The organism is Clostridium sp. C8 (assembly GCF_001010885.1).
In the GTDB taxonomy this organism is placed as follows: domain Bacteria; phylum Bacillota; class Clostridia; order Clostridiales; family Clostridiaceae; genus Clostridium; species Clostridium sartagoforme.
In genome coordinates this window covers 41,233-61,634 of the sequence record NZ_LBMX01000011.1, presented here as the reverse complement: position 1 = coordinate 61,634, position 20,402 = coordinate 41,233, and the positions used below count along the sequence as shown (strand labels likewise).

Below are 20,402 nucleotides of genomic sequence, written 5' to 3'. Positions count from 1 at the left end.
AAATTCATTGTTGTTTTATATAATTTAATTATAAAATAACAATATTTTATTTAACCCTTTTACCCTCTAAAATTTATCTTCTAACTCCTATTCAACTGTAACGGATTTTGCTAAGTTACGTGGTTTATCTACGTCACAGCCTTTTTGTTTAGCAATATAATATGCAATTAATTGTAATGGAACTACTGAAATAACTGGTGCTAATAAAGTACTAGTTCTTGGTATATATATTACTTCATCACAAATTTGTTCTGCTTCTTTATCGCCTTCATATGCTATACCTAAAACTTTAGCACCTCTTGTAATTACTTCTCTGATGTTGCTTATCATCTTGTCTTTTAGCTTATCATCTGTTAGTAATGCAACAACTGGAGTCCCTTCTTCAATTAGAGCAATTGTTCCATGCTTAAGCTCTCCACCTGCATATGCTTCTGAGTGTATATATGATATTTCTTTTAATTTAAGAGATCCTTCTAATGCAACTGCATAATCTAGTCCTCTTCCTAAGAAGAATGTATCTTTATCCATATGGTTTCTTGAAGCGTATTTTTGTATATATTCTTTATTACCCATAACTTCTTTTACTTTTTCAGGTAATTGTAATAATTCCTCTTTTAGTTCATCAGCAAACTCTTTTGATAAAGTTCCTTTTATTTCTCCAAAGTATATTCCAAGCATATACATAGCTATTAATTGTGTTTCATAAGCTTTTGTTGATGCAACTGCTATTTCTGGACCAGCCCAAGTGTAAATAACATGGTTTGCTTCTCTTGAAGCTGAGCTTCCAACGACATTTGTAATAGCTAAAACTTTTGCACCTATTCTCTTTGCATCTCTTAAAACTGCTAATGTATCTGCTGTTTCCCCTGATTGACTTACAACTATTAATAATGATTTATCTGTTATTAGTGGATCTCTATATCTAAATTCTGATGCTATATCAACTTCAACTGGAATTTTTGCTAGCTTTTCTATAATTGTTTTTCCAACTAAACCTGAGTTATAAGCTGTTCCACATGCCACTATAAATACTCTATCAAAAGCTTCAAGGTCTTCTTTTGTGAAGTTTATATTTTCTAAGTTAATAGGAGAATCTTTTAATACTCTTGAAGTTAATGTATCTTTTATTGCTTTTGGCTGTTCATGAATTTCTTTTAACATGAAATCTTCATATCCACCCTTTTCAGCCGCATCTACATCCCAAGTAACATGGAAAACTTCTTTATCTACAACTTCTCCATCTTCTGTTTTTATTTCTATTCCATCTCTTGTCATTATTACAAATTCTTTATCTTCTAATAGATATATTTCTCTAGTATGATTTAAAACTGCTGGTATATCTGATGCAATAAAGTATTCTTTTTCACCTAATCCAACTATTAATGGACTATCTTTTCTAACTGCAACTATTTTATCAGGTTCATTTTTACAAATAACCCCAATTGCATAACTTCCTTCCATTTTAGAAGTTGCCTTTGCTACAGCTTCAAATAAATCACCTTTATAATAATAATCAACTAAATTTGGAATAACTTCTGTATCAGTTTCTGAATAAAATTCATATCCCTTTTTCTTAAGCCATTCCTTTAATTTTATATAATTTTCAATTATTCCATTATGAACAACACTTATTGTAGCATTTTCATTTGTATGAGGATGTGAATTAATATCTGATGGTTCTCCATGAGTTGCCCATCTAGTGTGTCCTATTCCTATTGTTCCATTTAAAGGACTCTGCTTTAAATTATCATCTAAATTCTTTAAACGTCCTTTGAATTTTCTTACTTTAATTTCTCCATCTTCTAATACAGCTACTCCTGCTGAATCATATCCTCTATATTCAAGCTTTGATAATCCCTCAACTAATATTGGAGATGCTTCCTTTTTTCCTACGAATCCAACTATTCCGCACATACTTTTTCTTCCTTCCTTACTTTAAAGATTTTCTAATTTTTAATAATGTTTCTAGTTTTAATTTTAATAAAGAAATAAATTCTCTATTGAAGGTTTTAACACCAAGCTAATATTGTCCTATAGATTACTCTACAGTTTTGTTAGCTGTTAACGGTAGTGTGCAATACCGTGGGGCACCCGCCGAAGTATCGATACTCCCCAACCTCGTCAACTTAAGTTCGCCTTAGCCAAATATAAAATTTGGAGGCTCACTTAAGTTCTGGCGCTTTTCTACTTCTTAATTAGTATTTCTCCTTTCTTCTAAAATGATTTTGGTAATATATGCTATGCATCTAAATGCAAAATCTACACTAATTTTAACACAATTTTTGTTAAAATCAACTGTTTTAATTTAAATTTAATTATTTTAAGCTTTTTAAGTTAATTAATTCATTATATCTCTCATTATCTCCTGTTTACTCTTGTTAATAACTATACATGTAGATGTCTAGACATATTATCAATTAATAATTGCTAATGGGTAATACATAATTATGGAAAAAACTCAGCCTAAGCTGAGTTTTCATATTTACATATACTAATCTAATATATTTATCTTTTCTAGAAAATATCTAAAATAACTTACTTCTCTATTTATTATTCTAGCTTCAACTAACATTCCATTTTTAATATTTATACTATTTCCCTTTTTATTTGTCATTGATTTAACTGGTATATCACATATTCCAGTATAAAAGCTTGTAAAGGAGTTTCGTATCTTAATGATACTCAATTTATAAAATCATGTATTTGAGCTTGTTTGCAAACTTCTATTATTTCTTCATAAGTTGCATGTTCATTTGCAAATTGTAAATTTTCTTTTATACTACCTGAGAAGAAAATATAATCTTCTCACTTAAAATTTATTATTACTTTTCTTATCTTTTGTATCATTTTTATTGACAGCCTCATAAAACCTCTTTCCTGGATTAGGCATATTATATAACGCTTTTCCTGAAATTATTGATAAAATTATAATAAATAACAGTATTAAAATATACTCCATAAATACTACTCCCTCAAAAACTAATTATCATAAATTTATTCTATTACTAAAGTTAATTATCAATCACTGCTTGATAATATGGATTGACCCCATTAATGATATCATCAATAGTTTTTGTTACTTTTATATCAGGAATGGCCCCTCTCATATTATCACTAGAATTTTTACCTGCATATTTAAGTACATCGACATAGTGCTTTCCATTAGCAAACCATATTGGAAGATTTTCTGATTTCTTATATTCAACAGCATACATTTCTATTGAGCCACCTGTTTCCTCACCTATCATAGTTGCATTACATTTTTCAACTAATGTATTTACTGCTAAAACTCCTGCCGAAAAAGTATCTTTTGACATTATGGCATAAACTTTTTTAGAATTAAAAATACCAAGATTAAAATTTATAAATGAATCAAAATGTTCCTTATTTCCACCACCATTGACTGAAACATCTACTACTATTTTATCAAAAGCTTCTAAATTAGCATTCATAAATTCCCTTAGTTCCTTACTAAAATCAGAAAAATCAGGATAAAAACTTAAATCTTGAATTGGAGAAATAATTTTTGTATCATTTTTATCGAAACAAGTGTTATATTGGAAATATAGTATTCTATTTTCTTTATCAAGAGTGTACCAATATTGATTATGCGCATTTTCTGGCTTCTTATTCTCAATGGAATTAATTCTCTTATCATATGCTAAATAATTGTTAATATCTTTCATAATAGCAACATAGTCTTCATAACTTACAGTCTGCATATTAACTTTTTCTGTTTCACCATTTAATTTTTTCACTTCAAATATATTATTTTCTTTCCATATTCCTAAATACTTAAATTCTGATTCAACAAATCCACTACTAGAAATTATGCCTTTTAATCTTTGATTATTTTCTGCTGAAATTATTCTAGAATACTCCTTTTCAATATCTTCAAAATCTATTCCATTTATAGAAATAACTTGAGCACCTAATATATCTTTATACTCACCATCCGCAACTACTATATAAAATTTATCATCATAGTAATCCCCTCTTATTGGAAAAATTTTTTCTTCATTATAATTTATTTTGCCACAAAAGGAGTGGCCATTTTTTAAAGAAGCACATATTTCCTGCATTCTATAAAAAAAATCACTTTCATTTATTTTATTACTTTTTATATCTTCTTTTAAATTATTTAATGAATTCTTCCATTCCCCTTTCGAAGAATTCCTATATAAAAAAGCATTGGTTTCAAAGTAATCTTCTAACTCTTCTACTGCTGCTAAATATATTTTTGAATCTTCATTAATTTTCACATTTGTCTCTTTGATTCCACAACCACATAAAAAAAGGCATAATAAGCAAAAAAAACATATAACAGACCTTCTAAATATCCCCATTCCCATTTAACTCCTTACACTAAATATATAATATTTATTAGCACTTTATTTAATCATAAATTTGTTAATAACAAAATTTAAAATACTAGCCCTTATTGAATATAAATCATAAATAGGTAATAGATTCTATAATAAATGAGTAAATTCATAAATTTAGGCTTTTTTATAGACTTTTAGAACTATCTTTCATTAAATTTCTGTTTATATAAGATATTATTTTCTAAATATATACACGAATTTAAACAAATAACAACAAATAAATATATAAAAACCAATTTTGAATTTTATATATAATCCAATCTTTTCGTAATTTCTATAATATGCTGTAGTAGTATTAAAATCAGTCTTACAACATCCTCTTTTTTAATTTTAAAATTTTCATACTATATTATCTAGTAATTATAACTTAGTAAACAACCCAGTAAGTATTTTAATATAATATTATTATCTTCTGATTATAATTCCTCCCCCTTTAAAGCTAAGTAAGCTCCAATCCACAGTATGCATATTCCGAATATTCCTTTAACTGTATTTTTCAAAGAACCTTGAAGATTATTTATATATCCATACTTAAATACTGACTTTATAAATCTAATAAATTTCTTTTCAGTTTCTAAATTTACTCTCCTTTCCCCATTAAAAGCTTTAACTGTTTCTATACCTTCTATAGATTCTACTAAATATGAAATTAGTTTTGAATTGTCTTCCATAACACTTCTATTTACATCTTCTAAGGACTTTTTAAACACAAATACTAATGCTAAATATAATACTATTGGAATAAAACAAAGCCAAAATAACTTTGAACTTTGCATATAAAGAATAACTCCACCTACAACAGCCATTAAAGTATCTATCATTAAAGTAAGTGTAACTGATGATATTGCATCTCTTATTTTTCCTGCATCATTAAATCTTGATATTATTTCTCCAACCTTTCTTGTTCCAAAAAAATTCATTGGAAGATCAATTACATGATTATAATATCCAAGTAATAATGGAACATCTATATTTTGCGACATATGAATTAATAAAAGACTTCTAAAGAATTCCGATATTATCTTAAATACAGCTAGTCCAATCATAGCTAAAGATATTACTAATAAACTTTTATTTAAATTATTAGGTAATATATCATCTAATAAAAATTTAAAATAAAAAGAACCTATAATACCTAATAAGGTTATAAGTACAGATGATATAAATATATTGCTTAGTAAATTTTTTTGAACTTTTATAAGTCCCCAAAATCTTTGAAATAACCCCTTAGTTTCATTTCCTTTTTCAAAGCTAGGAGCTGGAACCATAATTATTAATACTCCAGTCCATATTTTCAAAAACTCTTCTGGAGTATATTTAACTATTCCCTTTCCTGGATCTGCAATCAATATCTCTTCTTTACTCACATTATGTATTACAACATAATGTAAAAGAGCTCCATCCATAATAACATGTGCTATTGCAGGCTTTGGAAATTCAGAAAAAACATCCTTTGGCTTTGATGCTTTTACTCCTTTTGCAGTAAAACCTAATTTTTCAGCTGCTTTAATTACTCCATAAGCTGATGTTCCATTCATATCAGTTCCTGCAACTTCTCTAATTTTTGATATTGGAATCTTTAACCCATATTGTTTAGCTATAGTTGCAAGGCAAGCAGCTCCACAATCTTTTATATCATGTTGTTTTATACAATGATATTTTTTAAATATAATCATACTTCAAACCTCTTTCCCTTTGTTTATATTAATTTACTCTTATACAATAAAAATGAAATAATGTAATAATATATTTTTATTGTAAAATATTTACTTTTTATTGTAAACATGTTATTATATCTTTTTGTAAATTTTTCAATAATGTAAATTGAAAAAGTAACTTCCGCTTTTAAAGTTAAACGGAAATTAATTATGCAAAGAGTTTGATATAATTAAAATGATATTTGTCCTTAGCATATTAGGAGGAGTAATTATGTCAAACAAAGATTTATGCAAAGGAAAACAGAAAACACCTTAAGATAGAAGATAGACTCATAATCGAATATGGGTTAGATCAAAATTACACATTAAAAGAAATCGCTGAAAGAGTTAAGAAGGATCCAACTACTATCTCTAAAGAGATTAGGCGGAATAGATTTCTTAAAGCAAGTAAACGAAAAGAAAATTATATACAATCATGCCAACACCGAAAAAATTGCACTAAGACAAGCTTGTGTAATAGTGGCTGTGGTAAGCAATGTAAGAAATGTAGATTTATAAACTGTTATAGAACTTGTAATGAATATTCAGTCAAGAAGTGCTCTAAACTTAACCGCTACCCATATGTTTGCAATAGTTGCAGCACAGTCACTACGTGTACCGCTGAAAAGAGCTATTATAAAGCTAAAGTTGCAGATACAAAGTATAAGGAACTATTAGTCGCATCTAGAGAAGGGCTTAATATAACTTCAAATGAGCTTAAAAAGATTGATGAAGTAATTTCACCACTTATTTTAAAAGGTCAGTCAATATCTCATATTTTTACTCATCATAAAGAGGAGATAAATTGCTGTGAAAGAACTTTATATTATTATTTTGATAAAAATGCTTTTACAGCTAGAAACATTGATTTGCCTAGAAAAGTGAAATATAAGCCTAGAAAGAAATCTACACTTCCTGTAATTAAAGAATCAACTGATAGAGTTGGAAGAACATTTAATGACTTTGTTAAGTTTATTGAGGATAATCCTAATCTTCCTGTAGTAGAGATGGATACCGTCCACGGCACACGAAGTGGCAAAGTGCTTCTCACTTTTATGTTTAGAAACTGTTCATTAATGCTAGCTTTCATTATTGATAACTGTAGCCAGATGGCTGTTAAAGGCGTCATAGACAAGCTATATGAGGTATTAGGTCATGAAGTTTTTAAACGTAGCTTTCCTGTTATTCTAACAGATAACGGCTCTGAATTTAAAAAACCAGAAGCTTTGGAATTAGATACTGAAGGAAATCAAAGAACAAAAATATTCTACTGTAACCCTATGGCTTCTTATCAGAAGCCACACGTAGAAAAGAATCATGAATACATAAGGTATATAATACCTAAAGGAAAATCTTTAAATAATAGGACTCAAGAAGATATTACCTTAATGATGAACCATATCAATAGTACAGCGAGAGCTAGTTTAAACGGAAATACGCCATTTAAACTAGCCCAAATGCTATTAGATAACTCACTGCTAGACAAGCTCTATCTAAAACACATCACAGCAGATGAAGTACATCTAAAGCCTGAACTTATTAAAAAATAAGATATCAAAATCTAGGGCAAGTATCAACGGAACTTAATCATGCAAAAGTGAATCAAACGGAACTTAGTTTTGCAAGCAATTTCCGTAGGCTTGTTAAGCATGCTTAAAAACCCTAAAAAAAGATTATCTATATGAAAATTATAGCTTATTTTAGGTCTTTTGACCACTAAATTTAAGTCTAAAAACTGACTTTAGCCTTGCAGTTACAATAGCTTAAGCTAAAACGGAAGTTAGTTTTTCATTTAACCTGTTATTATACTTTTTGTAAAGTTTTAATAAGTATGTTATATATATGTATAAAAATAACGGAGGAAAACATATGATAGAAATTGGTCAAGAATTGTATTTAAAAAATCTATTATCATTTAGAAAACAACTAACACAAGCTGAAGTCCAAAAAGAAATGAATGATATAGATAATTTTATTAAGAAAAATAACTTAACGATAGTTGGTCCTAAAATTTCAACAACATATTCAGTAACTCAAGCTATGATGCCTACTATGGATATTGAAGTTTTAATACCAGTGGATAAAGAATTTACTGAAACTAATATGTACAAGCTAAAAAAGAATTTAAACTTACAAATTGCCTAAAAGCAAGTCATAAGGGTAATCCTATGACTTTTCAAAATACAATCATAAATCTACAAAAGCATATACAAGATAATAAACTAATGCCTATAAGTTCTTTATATACAGTAAATATTAAAGAAGCAAAAACTCCAGAAGAAATGGATAATTTCCAAACTGAGGCTTATGTATCTATAAGTCCTAATATTCTTTAATTAGTTAATACTCTCCTTATAGAAGGCGCCAAAATTAAGGAGTTTATTATATATATATTATTAAGTAAGTAGTATATAAAATTAAATATAGAAAGGAGAAAATGAAAATGACGAATTTTGAAACTCTAGATCTAAACCACTTAGAAAGTATTACTGGTGGGTCAAATTTAGATTTATCCGATTCAAGTACATGGGGAAGTGCTGCTGATATAGTAACCTTATTTCTATACAATGTATATGGTAGAAGCACTTTTATCGGATATATTGATTCTCCATATTTCCAATATCATATAAACAAACCTTTGGGTGGTTACAAATATGCTTAATTAAAATTAAGGAGGAGAAAAATGATTGATTTATGTGAAAAAGATTTAGAAATTATAACAGGTGGTGGATCTGGAGATTGGGATGCTTTATTAGCATGTGGAGCACTTGCAATTGGAAGCATTGCATATCTTGCTTCGACCCCAGTTTCTATTCCTGCTACAATTGGACTTATAGGATTATACAACTTAGGCTTAATAGGTTCCGCTGTTTCTATTGGAAATATTTTAAAATAAAAAAGTTAAGATTAAGCATTTCTAATAATGCTTAATCTTAATAAAAAGGAGTATAATGAAGTTATATATTATAATAATAATAGGAACTATGAGTATATTTTTCCAATTAACTAGATTTAAGACTTCTACTGATTTGATATGCTTACTTGGTTCAATTTTTTTATTATTTCTCATAATCTATATTAACAAAAAAAAATTAATAAACTTATATAATAAGTTTTATAATAAATTTTATATTTTAACACTTTTAATTTTAATAAATAATGTTATTATATATACTTCTCTACCTCAAATACTGTTAGTGGTTTTTAAAATAATAATAACTATATTGTTAATTTTTGATATTATCTATTTAATTAATCAAAAATATAATATTTTTTCAAAGTAGTAAGGAGGATTTATATGAATGAAAAACTATATAATAGATTAAATAATATATTTATAACCATTTCTTTTATTTTAATCATTTTAGTAATGATTTATAGTAAATTATATAATATAGTTCCTCAAATAATTCTACTCTTAATAAGTATTTCTACTCTTATAAATGGGAAATTTAAATTTAAGAGATATAGTAGAATATCTTTTAAAAAGCAATTTGCTTTAGGAATATTATCTACCATATTATCCTTAATCCTAATATTAGGAGCTACATTATCAATATTTTCAATATTATAATTATTTTATACTACATTAAAACTTTGAAAATTACATTTCATTAAATGAAATTTCATATGAATATAAAGCCTTAGTGATATTAATCTCATTAAGGCTTATTTAATACTATTAATATTTAAATAATTATGTAAGAATACACAAATTTTAAAAACTATATAAAGGATATTTATCTATAACTCCTTTATACTTAATATTGGAGGTAAATAATATTGATAAGCATTTTCTGGACATCTTATTCAAAGCCTACTTGCAGGATTTTCAGGAATAATATTTGCTTTAATATACAATTATACAAGCAATTTAACTATACCAATTTTAATACATGGTTTTTATAACTTGTTCTTAGTTATATTAAATCTATTATTCACATAAATTCTTTCATTTCTTCATTCTTTCATTTTTTCATTTCTCTATCTATCCGTTTATTAGTTTTAGTTTTTCATTTCTAGATAATTGTTTTATTGCATATTCCCTTTTCATTGCATCTTTTTTATATTCGAATTCTTCAAAATATACTATTTCAACCGGTAACCTGACTCTTGTATATTTAGCTCCTTTTCCAGTATTGTGAACTTTAAGTCTCTTTTCTAAATCTGTTGTCCACCCTGTGTATAAAGTATTATCTGAGCATTTTAGTATATATATGTAATTCATCTTTTCTCCTAGAATCCTGTAGTTTAAAATTTCTATAGAAGTTTACTTATTTACAAAATCATTGTTTATATATTTTTCGCCGCAAATTTACTATGGAAATTATCATAATAATTTCTTTAATATTAGATATAAGATAAAATAACTCCAACTAATACAGTTAATGCATAAAATGCATTCATTATAACACAATTTTTTACTGCTAATATAAAAGTGTCTTTCTTAGTTTGAATTTTATTAAATTTATTTATGTTTTTTTGTACTATCTTTAAGGCTAATAAGGTTACTATTGAAACTATTGGAAGTATTCTAAGTAATACCCCTGCTACTATAGCTATAAAGCCAATATAATATATCCATTTAAATACCTTTAGGGCATTTTCTTTACCAATATATATTGGAAGAGTGTATCTTTTATTAACTATATCATCCTCTATATCACAAATGTTGTTTGCAAGCATTATATTTGCTATTCCCATGATTAAAGGTAAACTAATTATAAAAATATATATTAATTCAACTATATTTAAATTAATTGATACATTATTTAAATTACTAAAACTAATTGATAGAATTTTCAAATCAAATATATGTATGTAAATAGCTAAAAATGTTATTATAAATCCCATTGCAAGCCCTGAAAGAATTTCTCCAAAAGGTGTTCTTGATATTGGAATTGGTCCAAAGGAATATGTAATCCCTATAACAAATGAAACTGCTCCAACTAATAAAACTATTATGTTTGTATTTTTTACTAATAATAATCCTAAAAAAGTAGCTAAAGCAAGCATAATATAAATAGTTAATCTAACTAATCTTGGATTTAAGTTATAATTAACTATGGCATTATGGGTTTCATATCCATATCCTTCTTTCTTTACTGCCTTTGCATAATCCATATAATTATTTATCGCTGTAGTTGTCATATCAAATATAATCATTGATGCAAACATTATTATTGCATTTTTTATATTAAAATTATCATATCTATATAAAGTATAAAAGGTTCCTAATAAGAAAGGAATTACACTTGCTACTTTAGTTTGTATTTCTACTAATTTAAAAAAACTTACTATATTCAAAATTATTCCTCCTAAAAGTATAATATATATGTTTCAATTAATAATCTGCATCATTATAGTCTTATAAAATTAAAAGTTAATAGACTTATTTAAGTAAAATAGCAAAAAGGAAGGAAATTATAAAAAGGTTATTCAAAGGGTAATCTTTTTATAATTTCCTAAAGAGTACAAATGGTCTATACCCTTTTTAATTTAAAAATGCTTGTGCTTCTAGTTTAGCAGATTCTTGACTCTCTAAACCACTTTCATCATATTCTGTATGATTAAAGAAATAGTCCGCCATTTGGAATCTTTTTACTCTTGATATGTTTAGTTCCTCTGCTAAATCATCTAAAAATCTTACCTCTGACATTTCATATTCTGCATCAGCTAATGCAACCCTCATTAATTCAAAAAATACTATATTTATTATTCTTTCTCCTGAATCCTTGAGAATTTGTATAGTTTCTTCATGACTAATATCTTCTAACTCTAAATTCTCCATACTCATTTCTTTTAAAGCTCTTTCAATTAGTTCTCTTTCCTTTTTTTCAACTTTATCATCTACTAAAGCAAATTCTATAAGTAGATTGATATATGCAGTACCTATATCTTTATTAAATTCACCTAAAAACATAGCCATCCTCCTTTGTTTATACCTATTTATATTATACCATAATTTAGTTTTATATAAAGTAAAGTTGTTATGTATAATAAAACATAACAACTTCACTATTATCTTAATCTAATTTTTTAGTATCTATCCAACTCATCATTTCTCTCAATTCTTGTCCTACTTTTTCAATTGGATGATTTGCTTCCATTTTTCTTCTTGCATTAAAAATTGGTCTTCCAACTTGATTTTCTAACAACCAATTTTTAGCAAAAGTTCCATCTTGAATTTCTGTTAAAACTTTTTTCATTTCCTTCTTTGTTTCTTCTGTTACTATTCTATTTCCTACCATATAATCACCATATTCAGCTGTATCTGATATAGAATATCTCATCATAGCCATTCCACCTTGATATAGTAAATCTACAATTAACTTCATTTCATGTAAGCACTCAAAATATGCATTTTCTGGTGCATATCCTGCTTCTACCAAAGTTTCAAATCCTGCTTTTATAAGTGCTGTGCATCCGCCACATAAAACTGCTTGTTCTCCGAAAAGATCTGTTTCAGTTTCATCTTTAAATGTAGTCTCTAAAACACCTGCTCTAGCTCCCCCTACGCCATTTGAATATGCTAATGCTAAATCGCGAGCATTTCCTGTAGCATCTTGATATACAGCTATTAAACAAGGTACTCCTGAGCCTTCTGTATAAGTTCTTCTTACCATATGCCCAGGTCCCTTTGGTGCACACATAAATACATTTACATTTTCTGGTGGAACTATTTGACCATAGTGAATATTAAATCCATGAGCAAATACTAATGAGTTTCCAGCTTCTAAGTTTGGTGCTATTTCTGATTTATATACCTTTGCTTGTTTTTCGTCTGGTAATAATATAACTACTACATCAGCTTCTTTTGAAGCTTCAGCAACAGTTGCAACCTGTAGCCCTGACTTTTCTGCTCTTTCCCAAGACTTACTTCCTTCATAAAGTCCAACTACTACATCAACTCCACTATCATGTAAATTTAATGCATGTGCATGTCCTTGGCTACCATATCCAACGATAGCAACCTTTTTCCCCTTTAATAATTCTAAATTTGTGTCCTTTTCATAATACATTTTTGCCATTTTTTTAACCCCCTAATTATCTATATCTTCTTCGCTTATTATTTCATCAATTGCTGCACCAGGTGCAACCATAGGAAACACTTTTTTATCATTATGAATAACATAATCTATTACAACTGGCCCCTTAAATTCTAAAGCTTCATTTAAGATAGGTTCTAATTCTTCTTTTTCATATACTCTAAAACCTCTTCCTCCAAAAGCTTCTATTAGTTTAACAAAATCAGTTGATCTATTTAAAGTTGTTGATGAATACCTTGCTTCATAGAAAAAGTTCTGCCATTGCCTAACCATTCCTAATGAATTATTGTTTAATATAATTACTATTACAGGTAAATTATTTTTAACAGCTGTAACTAATTCATTACAATTCATTCCAAAGCTTCCATCACCAGCTATATTAAAAACTTGCTTATTTTTTAATGCTATTTGAGCTCCAATTGATGCTCCAAGTCCAAATCCCATTGTTCCAAGTCCCCCTGAGGATATGAAACTTCTCGGTTTTTTATAATTAAAATACTGTGCCGCCCACATTTGATGCTGTCCAACTTCTGTTGTAATAACAAAGCTTCCATCATCTAGTTCACTTAATTTTCTAAATAAGAATTCTGGAGTTAGTTCACCAGTAATAGAGGTTTCCTTAACGTCTAAACCCTTTAATTCCCTCATTTTTTCTAACCATTCTTCATTTTTCTTTTCCTTTAATAATGGTATCAATCTTTGAAGAACGATTTTCAAATCTCCAACTATAAAAGAATCTACCTTAACATTTTTATTAATTTCTGCTGGATCTACATCTATATGAATTATCTTTGCATTTTTCAAACTATTTTCATTGCTTACAACTCTATCACTAAACCTTGCTCCTAAAGTTATTACTAAATCACACTTTGAAGCTAAAATATTAGATGCTTTAGTTCCATGCATTCCTATCATTCCTGTATATAAGGGATGATTATACTGTATAGCTGATGTCCCCATAAGAGAAGTTGCTATTGGTGAATTTATTTTTTCAACAAATTCTCTAAGTTCTTCAAAGGCTTCTGATGCAACTATTCCTCCTCCAGCATAAATAAAAGGATTTTCTGCTTCATTTATTAAAGCAGCTACTTCTTCTAAAGCTTTATCAGTTATATGCTTAGTTTTTCTTTCAACCTTTTTTGGAGTTATTGCTTCATATTTTGTCTTAGTTGCTGTTATGTCCTTTGGTATATCTATTAATACTGGTCCTGGTCTTCCTTCCTTTGCTATATAAAAGGCTTCCTTAATTATTTTTTGTAAATCATTAACATCCTTAACTATATAATTATGCTTTGTTATTGGTATAGTTATTCCTGTTATATCTACTTCTTGAAAACTATCTCTTCCTAAAAGCTGCTTTGTTACATTTCCAGTTATAGCAACCATAGGTATAGAGTCCATATATGCCGTTGCAATCCCTGTAACAAGATTAGTTGCTCCCGGTCCAGATGTAGCTAAACATACCCCAACTTTTCCAGTTGCTCTAGCATAACCATCTGCCGCATGTGCTGCCCCCTGTTCATGAGCTGTTAATATATGAGTTATTTTATCTCTATACTTGTATAATTCATCATATATATTAAGAACAGCTCCACCAGGATAACCAAATATAGTGTCAACACCCTCATCTAAGAGAGACTTAATTAATATTTCAGCTCCTGTCAAAAACATAAATACCGTTGCATAAAACTTATAAAAGGTTATAAACATATAAATTTTACTTTAATTCCTTCTTCATCAAACTCTATTTTGATTTAAAAATCTACTCTAGTTTGGTGTAGTTCTCAAAAGGCTTAAATTCGGATACAACGCATCCTACTAAGATTAGTAATTTCTCGAAATTCACCTACACTAATCCATAATTACCAAGATTAATTGAAGCATTTTTATCTCTATCTATTTCTAAACCACATTTTTCACATCTATAAACTCTATCTTTTAATTTTAAATCTTTCTTTATACTTCCACAACAGCTGCAAGTTTTTGAGCTAGGATAAAACTTATCTACTTGAATAAATTTTATTTTATTAAATTTACATTTATATTTTATTTTTCTTATAAATTCATAAAAGCCTTGCTCTGCTATTGCTTTAGATAAATGTTTATTTTTCATCATTCCACCTATATTTAAACTTTCCATAACTATTCTAAATGGATACATTTTTATTATTTTATTTGTAGCTTGATGAATGTGATTATTTCTTATATTAGATAGTTTTCTATAAAGTAATTTTATTTGTTTTTCTAATTTTATAATATTATTAGTTTTAATAAATTTATTTCCTTCCTTATTTGCTTCATATTTTCTTGATACTTGTCTTTGTAATCTTCTTAATCTTTTATTTAATTTTTTTACTCTTTTAGTTTTATTAATGTTTTTAATAGGTTTATCTAGCACATTTATAGTTGCTAAATCCTTTATCCCTAAATCAATTCCAATAGATAAATCTTCATTTAAAGTAGTTTGGTTTTCTTCTACTTCAATTCCAAAACTTAAATACCAGTACTTTCCGTCAAAGCTGCAATAAGGATTACTATAGTTACAACTAGGTATTTTATAATTTGTTTTAAACTTTACCTTTCCTATCTTTTCTATATTACAAATATTATCTTTAAAATAAAGATGCTCATATCTAACATAAAAAGATTTACTAGATTTTCTCTTAGTTTTAAATTTAGGATAACAACTTTTATTTTTAAAGAAAGACTTAAATGCTTTATCTAAATTTCTCATACTTTCAACCATTGTTTTATTTGAAACTTCATTTAACCACTTAAAATCTTCTTTCTTTTTTAGTTTTGTAAATTCTTTTCTTATATTTGACATTGAATATTTTTCACCTTGTTCATAAGCTAAAATACATTTATTCAAAGCCCAATTATAAGTAAATCTACTACAACCTATTGATTTAAACATTAATATTTCTTGTTCCTTTGTTGGTAATAATCTTATTTTTCTTGCTTTTAACAAGCTTCCACCTCCTTTAACTTTATATTTTATATACTTAGTTTTGCCATTTTAAGTACTTTTTATGGTACTAAGTAAAATATAAAAGTTTTTGGGAGCGTAAAAATTTTAATAGATATCATACCAACTTTGAACTAAATAAAACATAAAGATTTTTAAAACTTTCTTAAGAAGAATAAGATAGTATTTTGATATTTTTAATTACTATTCTTAAAATTTTATATATTTATAAATTCTTACAAGTTTTATGCTTATTCAACTAGGTTCGTTACTCCTAGCCAGTTCTCAAGGTCTTGCAACCTATGAACTTCTCATACTTTCATATGAGCGTAGACTATATCACCATCCTCTATACTTTGTATAGGTTGGATGCTCCCCATTTCCACCCACTTGAGTGTACTTCCATCACGGAATAGTCGTTGAAGTTTCTTCTATTCGAAGCTTACCTGCTGATTGTCGATTGTACTGGCACTTAGGATTTAACCTTATGCCATCTAACTAATTTTTTCTACTTTCGTAACCATCACACCTATATTTATTTCATTATTATGTTGTGGTTTAGTTAGCTTTACGAGTTTCCAGCAATTAAAGGAGTTTTGGCGTTTATCTTAAACGCACTCCATGCTCTTTATGAACATGGGAGGCTGTCAACAATTTTCTAAGTTATAAAATTTAAAAGCATTTTATAGCTTTTTATAACTTATTTGTAACTGTTAGTTACCCCCCTCTTTTTAATTATTTAAGTATAGCTCCTGTACTTGCTGATGTTACTAGTTTTGAATATCTTGCTAAATAACCTTCTTTTACTTTTGGTTCATAAGGCTTTAAATTCATTCTTCTTTTTTCTAGTACATCATCGCCTACTAAAAGTTCTAACTTTCCTTTTAAAATATCTATTGAAATAATATCGCCTTCTTCTACTAAGGCTATGGTTCCTCCTTCTGCTGCTTCTGGGGAAACGTGTCCTATTGCAGCTCCTTTTGTTGCCCCACTGAATCTTCCATCTGTTATTAATGCCACATATTTATCTAATCCCATACCTGCTATTGCTGATGTTGGGGATAACATTTCTCTCATTCCTGGTCCACCTTTTGGACCTTCATATCTTATCACTACTACATCACCTTTTATTACTTTTTTAGATAGAATTGCTTCGATTGCCTCTTCTTCAGAATCAAATACTCTTGCCGGACCTTTATGTGTTAGCATTTCTTCTAGTACTGCTGACTTTTTAACTACAGCTCCAGCTTCTGCTAGGTTTCCTTTTAATACTTGAATACCACCTGTATTGCTATAAGGTTTATCTATACTTCTTATTACATTATTATCATTTACTACTACACCTTTTAAGTTTTCTTTATGTGTATTTGAAGTTGCTGTTATACAATCTAAATTAAGTAAATCCTTCTTTGAAAGCTCCTTCATAACAGCTTGAACTCCACCTGCCCAGTATAAATCTTCTATATGCGTGTCTGATGCTGGTGCTAATTTACAAAGGTTTGGAGTTTTTGAAGATACCTCATTAATAATATCTAAATTCAATTCAACTTTTGCTTCATTTGCAATTGCAGTTAGATGAAGTACGCTATTTGTTGAACATCCTAAAGCCATATCAACTGTTAAAGCATTCTTTATAGATTTTTCATTAACTATATCTCGTGGTTTTATATCTTTTTCTAGTAAATTCATTATTTTCATACCTGCATATTTAGCAAGTCTCATTCTTTCTGAATAAACTGCTGGTATAGTTCCATTACCAGGTAACGCCAACCCTAGTACTTCTGCTAAGCAATTCATTGAATTTGCTGTAAACATTCCTGAACATGATCCGCATGTTGGACATGCCTTGTTTTCAAGTTCACATAAATCTCCCTCTAACATAGTCCCATTCTCATAAGCCCCAACTGCTTCAAACATAGTTGAAAGTGATACTTCTTTGCCCTTAAATTTCCCTGCAAGCATTGGCCCTCCACTCACAACAATCGCTGGAATGTTTAGTCTTAATGCTGCCATTATCATACCTGGAACAATTTTATCACAATTTGGTATTAAAACTAATGCATCAAATCCATGAGCCTTGACCATACACTCTATGGTATCTGCTATAAGCTCTCTTGTAACTAAGGAATACTTCATTCCTTCATGTCCCATTGCAATACCATCACATACTCCTATAGTTGGGAATACCAAAGGTGTTCCACCTGATAGTAATACCCCTTTTTTAACTGCTTCAACTATTTTATCTAAATTTATATGACCTGGAATTATATCATTTTGTGATGTTACAACTCCAATTAATGGTCTATCTATTTCTTCATCTGTAAGACCTGTAGCCTTTAGTAATGATCTATGAGGAGCCCTTGATGGTCCTTTTTTAACTACGTCACTTCTCAAATAACTCACCTCTTTTATCTTAATATTTCTTGTAAAACTAACTCTCCAATTTCTTTAGTTCCAACTAACTTCATTCCATCACTCATTATGTCACCTGTTCTATATCCATTTTCAAGAACTTTTAATACAGATGTTTCTATAAGCTTGGCTTCTTCTTCTAAATTAAAACTAAATTTTAGCATCATTGAAGCTGAAAGTATTGTGGCTAGTGGATTTGCTATTCCCTTTCCTGCAATATCTGGTGCACTTCCATGTATTGGCTCATACATTCCAAAAGTTCCTTCACCTAGTGATGCTGAAGGTAACATTCCTATTGATCCTGTTATCATACTTGCTTCATCTGATAATATATCTCCAAACATATTTGATGTAACTATTACATCAAATTGTCTTGGATCTCTAACTAATTGCATTGCTGCATTATCAACATACATATGATTTACTTCTACTTCTGGATATTCCCTAGCAACTTCTTCTATAACACTTCTCCATAATCTTGAGCTTTCTAAAATATTTGCTTTATCAACACTAGTAAGCTTTTTATTTCTCTTCATAGCTGTTTCAAAACCTATTTTAGCTATTCTCCTTACCTCTTCAACATTATATCTTTCTGTGTCATATGCCCCTTTAATACCATTTATCTCTTCTCTTCCTCTTTCTCCAAAATATATGCCCCCTGTTAATTCCCTAACTACACATATATCAATTCCATCACCTATTATGCTATCCTTAAGTGGTGATGCATCTTTAAGAGGTGCATATAATAATGCTGGTCTTAAATTACAATATAAATTCATTCCACCCCTAAGACCAAGTAATGCTTGCTCTGGTCTAGTTTTCGCATTTGGATCATCCCACTTAGGGCCTCCAACTGCACCAAGTAGTACAGCATCTGCCTTCTTACATAATTCTAAAGTTTCCTCTGGAAGAGCTGTTCCCTTTTCATCAATTGCACAACCTCCAGCTAATAAATACTCATATTCAAATACATGATTAAACTTATCCCCAACACAATTTAAAACATTCACAGTTTGTTCCACAACCTCTGGACCAATTCCATCTCCAGGTATAACCGCTATTTTATAATTCATAATTAACCCCCGTTCTTCAGTTCACAGTTGTCAATTCACAGTTTACAGTTCACAGTTGATGAAATAATTCAGTTAAGCTGAATTATAAAATTTTTATAAACTGCGCAGCAGTTTACTCTTTAACTGTGAATTGTGGACTGTCCACTGTGCACTATTTTATTTATTTTCTTATTAACGCTTAGTCCTTACAGACTACTATTACTTATTCTTAATGTAATTAACTAGTCCATTTGAATTTATTATTTTCTGCATAAACTCCGGGAATGGCTCTCCTTGGTATTCTTGATTTTTTGATTTATTCTTTATTACTCCTGTAGTAAAATCTATTTCAAGCTCATCTCCTGCATCTATTGACTTAACTGCTTCTTCACATTCTATTATTGGTAGTCCTATATTTATTGCATTTCTATAAAATATCCTTGCAAAAGTTGATGCAATTACACAGCTTACTCCACTTTCTTTTATTGCTATTGGAGCATGTTCCCTTGATGATCCACATCCAAAGTTCTTATTTGCAACTATTATATCTCCATTTTCAACTTTCTTAATAAAATCTGCATCTATATCCTCCATACAATGCATTGCTAACTCTTTAGGATCTGATGTATTTAGATACCTTGCTGGAATTATTACATCTGTATCTACATTATCTTCATATTTAAAAACTCTTCCGTTTGCTTTCATATAAAATCCCCCTTTTTTTAATGGGAAAAATGAATAATTAAAAAATGAAAAATTTTAGGTAATAATTCAATAAAGTTGAATTATTTAAACACTTTAATAAAATTCTGAAAGAATTTATTCCTAAACTCTTTCAC

General features: G+C 28.5%; 19 protein-coding genes and 1 pseudogene. 6 read left to right on the top strand and 14 right to left on the bottom strand.

Annotated features, from left to right (window positions below; genetic code table 11):
- Positions 1–87: 87 nt before the first annotated feature.
- The 5 genes and pseudogenes from glmS to AAT22_RS01725 all read right to left on the bottom strand — a co-directional run.
- On the bottom strand, positions 88–1,914 hold the full coding sequence (gene glmS, locus AAT22_RS01740) for a glutamine--fructose-6-phosphate transaminase (isomerizing) (RefSeq protein ID WP_047000024.1): 1,827 nt from the start codon (positions 1,912–1,914) through the stop codon (positions 88–90).
- A gap of 577 nt (positions 1,915–2,491) precedes the next feature.
- Positions 2,492–2,686, bottom strand: a complete 195-nt coding sequence (locus AAT22_RS19225; protein WP_047000023.1) for a hypothetical protein — start codon at positions 2,684–2,686, stop codon at positions 2,492–2,494.
- Between the two features lie 123 nt (positions 2,687–2,809).
- Positions 2,810–2,959: a hypothetical protein gene (locus tag AAT22_RS18960; RefSeq protein ID WP_156174268.1), complete on the bottom strand. Its 150-nt coding sequence runs from the start codon at positions 2,957–2,959 to the stop codon at positions 2,810–2,812.
- Between the two features lie 52 nt (positions 2,960–3,011).
- Positions 3,012–4,262: a hypothetical protein gene (locus AAT22_RS01730; RefSeq protein ID WP_156174267.1), complete on the bottom strand. Its 1,251-nt coding sequence runs from the start codon at positions 4,260–4,262 to the stop codon at positions 3,012–3,014.
- Positions 4,263–4,810: 548 nt separating this feature from the next.
- A pseudogene (locus AAT22_RS01725) lies at positions 4,811–6,061 on the bottom strand (ABC transporter transmembrane domain-containing protein); the annotation flags it as partial.
- A gap of 491 nt (positions 6,062–6,552) precedes the next feature.
- On the opposite strand from AAT22_RS01725, the gene AAT22_RS01720 reads away from it, so the two are divergent.
- From AAT22_RS01720 to AAT22_RS01695, 6 genes are all read left to right on the top strand, one after another.
- Positions 6,553–7,632 (top strand): IS30 family transposase, encoded by a 1,080-nt coding sequence (locus tag AAT22_RS01720; protein WP_172654995.1) that lies wholly within the window; start codon positions 6,553–6,555, stop codon positions 7,630–7,632.
- A gap of 319 nt (positions 7,633–7,951) precedes the next feature.
- Complete coding sequence (locus tag AAT22_RS19395; RefSeq protein WP_242849771.1) at positions 7,952–8,227, top strand: hypothetical protein; 276 nt, start codon at positions 7,952–7,954, stop codon at positions 8,225–8,227.
- A gap of 23 nt (positions 8,228–8,250) precedes the next feature.
- The gene (locus AAT22_RS19390; RefSeq protein ID WP_242849770.1) at positions 8,251–8,418 is read left to right on the top strand and encodes a hypothetical protein; all 168 of its coding nucleotides are present in this window, start codon (positions 8,251–8,253) and stop codon (positions 8,416–8,418) included.
- A 101-nt stretch (positions 8,419–8,519) separates the two neighbouring features.
- The gene (locus tag AAT22_RS01710; protein WP_156174265.1) at positions 8,520–8,744 is read left to right on the top strand and encodes a hypothetical protein; all 225 of its coding nucleotides are present in this window, start codon (positions 8,520–8,522) and stop codon (positions 8,742–8,744) included.
- Positions 8,745–8,765: 21 nt separating this feature from the next.
- The gene (locus tag AAT22_RS01705; RefSeq protein ID WP_047000019.1) at positions 8,766–8,978 is read left to right on the top strand and encodes a hypothetical protein; all 213 of its coding nucleotides are present in this window, start codon (positions 8,766–8,768) and stop codon (positions 8,976–8,978) included.
- 402 nt (positions 8,979–9,380) lie between these two features.
- On the top strand, positions 9,381–9,656 hold the full coding sequence (locus tag AAT22_RS01695; protein ID WP_047000017.1) for a hypothetical protein: 276 nt from the start codon (positions 9,381–9,383) through the stop codon (positions 9,654–9,656).
- Between the two features lie 414 nt (positions 9,657–10,070).
- On the opposite strand, the gene AAT22_RS01690 is transcribed toward AAT22_RS01695, so the two are convergent.
- The 9 genes from AAT22_RS01690 to leuD form a co-directional block, all read right to left on the bottom strand.
- Positions 10,071–10,310, bottom strand: coding sequence for a GIY-YIG nuclease family protein (locus AAT22_RS01690; protein WP_047000016.1), 240 nt, complete (start codon positions 10,308–10,310; stop codon positions 10,071–10,073).
- A gap of 122 nt (positions 10,311–10,432) precedes the next feature.
- Positions 10,433–11,389 (bottom strand): 1,4-dihydroxy-2-naphthoate polyprenyltransferase, encoded by a 957-nt coding sequence (gene menA, locus AAT22_RS01685; RefSeq protein WP_047000015.1) that lies wholly within the window; start codon positions 11,387–11,389, stop codon positions 10,433–10,435.
- A 187-nt stretch (positions 11,390–11,576) separates the two neighbouring features.
- The gene (locus tag AAT22_RS01680; RefSeq protein ID WP_016205829.1) at positions 11,577–12,005 is read right to left on the bottom strand and encodes a hypothetical protein; all 429 of its coding nucleotides are present in this window, start codon (positions 12,003–12,005) and stop codon (positions 11,577–11,579) included.
- A gap of 103 nt (positions 12,006–12,108) precedes the next feature.
- Positions 12,109–13,113: a ketol-acid reductoisomerase gene (gene ilvC / locus AAT22_RS01675; RefSeq protein WP_047000014.1), complete on the bottom strand. Its 1,005-nt coding sequence runs from the start codon at positions 13,111–13,113 to the stop codon at positions 12,109–12,111.
- A 12-nt stretch (positions 13,114–13,125) separates the two neighbouring features.
- Positions 13,126–14,802 carry a biosynthetic-type acetolactate synthase large subunit gene (ilvB, locus tag AAT22_RS01670; RefSeq protein WP_047000036.1) on the bottom strand — a complete coding sequence of 559 codons (1,677 nt, stop codon included), beginning with the start codon at positions 14,800–14,802 and terminating at the stop codon, positions 13,126–13,128.
- 175 nt (positions 14,803–14,977) lie between these two features.
- Positions 14,978–16,102, bottom strand: coding sequence for an RNA-guided endonuclease TnpB family protein (locus AAT22_RS01665; RefSeq protein ID WP_047000013.1), 1,125 nt, complete (start codon positions 16,100–16,102; stop codon positions 14,978–14,980).
- Positions 16,103–16,834: 732 nt separating this feature from the next.
- Positions 16,835–18,493, bottom strand: a complete 1,659-nt coding sequence (gene ilvD / locus AAT22_RS01660) for a dihydroxy-acid dehydratase (RefSeq protein ID WP_047000012.1) — start codon at positions 18,491–18,493, stop codon at positions 16,835–16,837.
- A gap of 14 nt (positions 18,494–18,507) precedes the next feature.
- Complete coding sequence (leuB, locus tag AAT22_RS01655; RefSeq protein WP_047000011.1) at positions 18,508–19,584, bottom strand: 3-isopropylmalate dehydrogenase; 1,077 nt, start codon at positions 19,582–19,584, stop codon at positions 18,508–18,510.
- Between the two features lie 198 nt (positions 19,585–19,782).
- Complete coding sequence (leuD, locus tag AAT22_RS01650) at positions 19,783–20,268, bottom strand: 3-isopropylmalate dehydratase small subunit (protein WP_047000010.1); 486 nt, start codon at positions 20,266–20,268, stop codon at positions 19,783–19,785.
- Positions 20,269–20,402: the final 134 nt, after the last annotated feature.

Excerpts from the sequence above, each read along its gene's own strand:
- glmS (WP_047000024.1), bottom strand. The coding sequence starts at position 1,914 with ATGTGCGGAATAGTTGGATTCGTAGGAAAAAAGGAAGCATCTCCAATA.
- AAT22_RS18960 (WP_156174268.1), bottom strand. The coding sequence starts at position 2,959 with ATGGAGTATATTTTAATACTGTTATTTATTATAATTTTATCAATAATT.
- AAT22_RS19395 (WP_242849771.1), top strand. The coding sequence starts at position 7,952 with ATGATAGAAATTGGTCAAGAATTGTATTTAAAAAATCTATTATCATTT.
- AAT22_RS19390 (WP_242849770.1), top strand. The coding sequence starts at position 8,251 with ATGACTTTTCAAAATACAATCATAAATCTACAAAAGCATATACAAGAT.
- AAT22_RS01710 (WP_156174265.1), top strand. The coding sequence starts at position 8,520 with ATGAAAATGACGAATTTTGAAACTCTAGATCTAAACCACTTAGAAAGT.
- AAT22_RS01705 (WP_047000019.1), top strand. The coding sequence starts at position 8,766 with ATGATTGATTTATGTGAAAAAGATTTAGAAATTATAACAGGTGGTGGA.
- AAT22_RS01695 (WP_047000017.1), top strand. The coding sequence starts at position 9,381 with ATGAATGAAAAACTATATAATAGATTAAATAATATATTTATAACCATT.
- AAT22_RS01690 (WP_047000016.1), bottom strand. The coding sequence starts at position 10,310 with ATGAATTACATATATATACTAAAATGCTCAGATAATACTTTATACACA.
- AAT22_RS01680 (WP_016205829.1), bottom strand. The coding sequence starts at position 12,005 with ATGTTTTTAGGTGAATTTAATAAAGATATAGGTACTGCATATATCAAT.
- ilvC (WP_047000014.1), bottom strand. The coding sequence starts at position 13,113 with ATGGCAAAAATGTATTATGAAAAGGACACAAATTTAGAATTATTAAAG.
- ilvB (WP_047000036.1), bottom strand. The coding sequence starts at position 14,802 with ATGTTTTTGACAGGAGCTGAAATATTAATTAAGTCTCTCTTAGATGAG.
- leuB (WP_047000011.1), bottom strand. The coding sequence starts at position 19,584 with ATGAATTATAAAATAGCGGTTATACCTGGAGATGGAATTGGTCCAGAG.
- leuD (WP_047000010.1), bottom strand. The coding sequence starts at position 20,268 with ATGAAAGCAAACGGAAGAGTTTTTAAATATGAAGATAATGTAGATACA.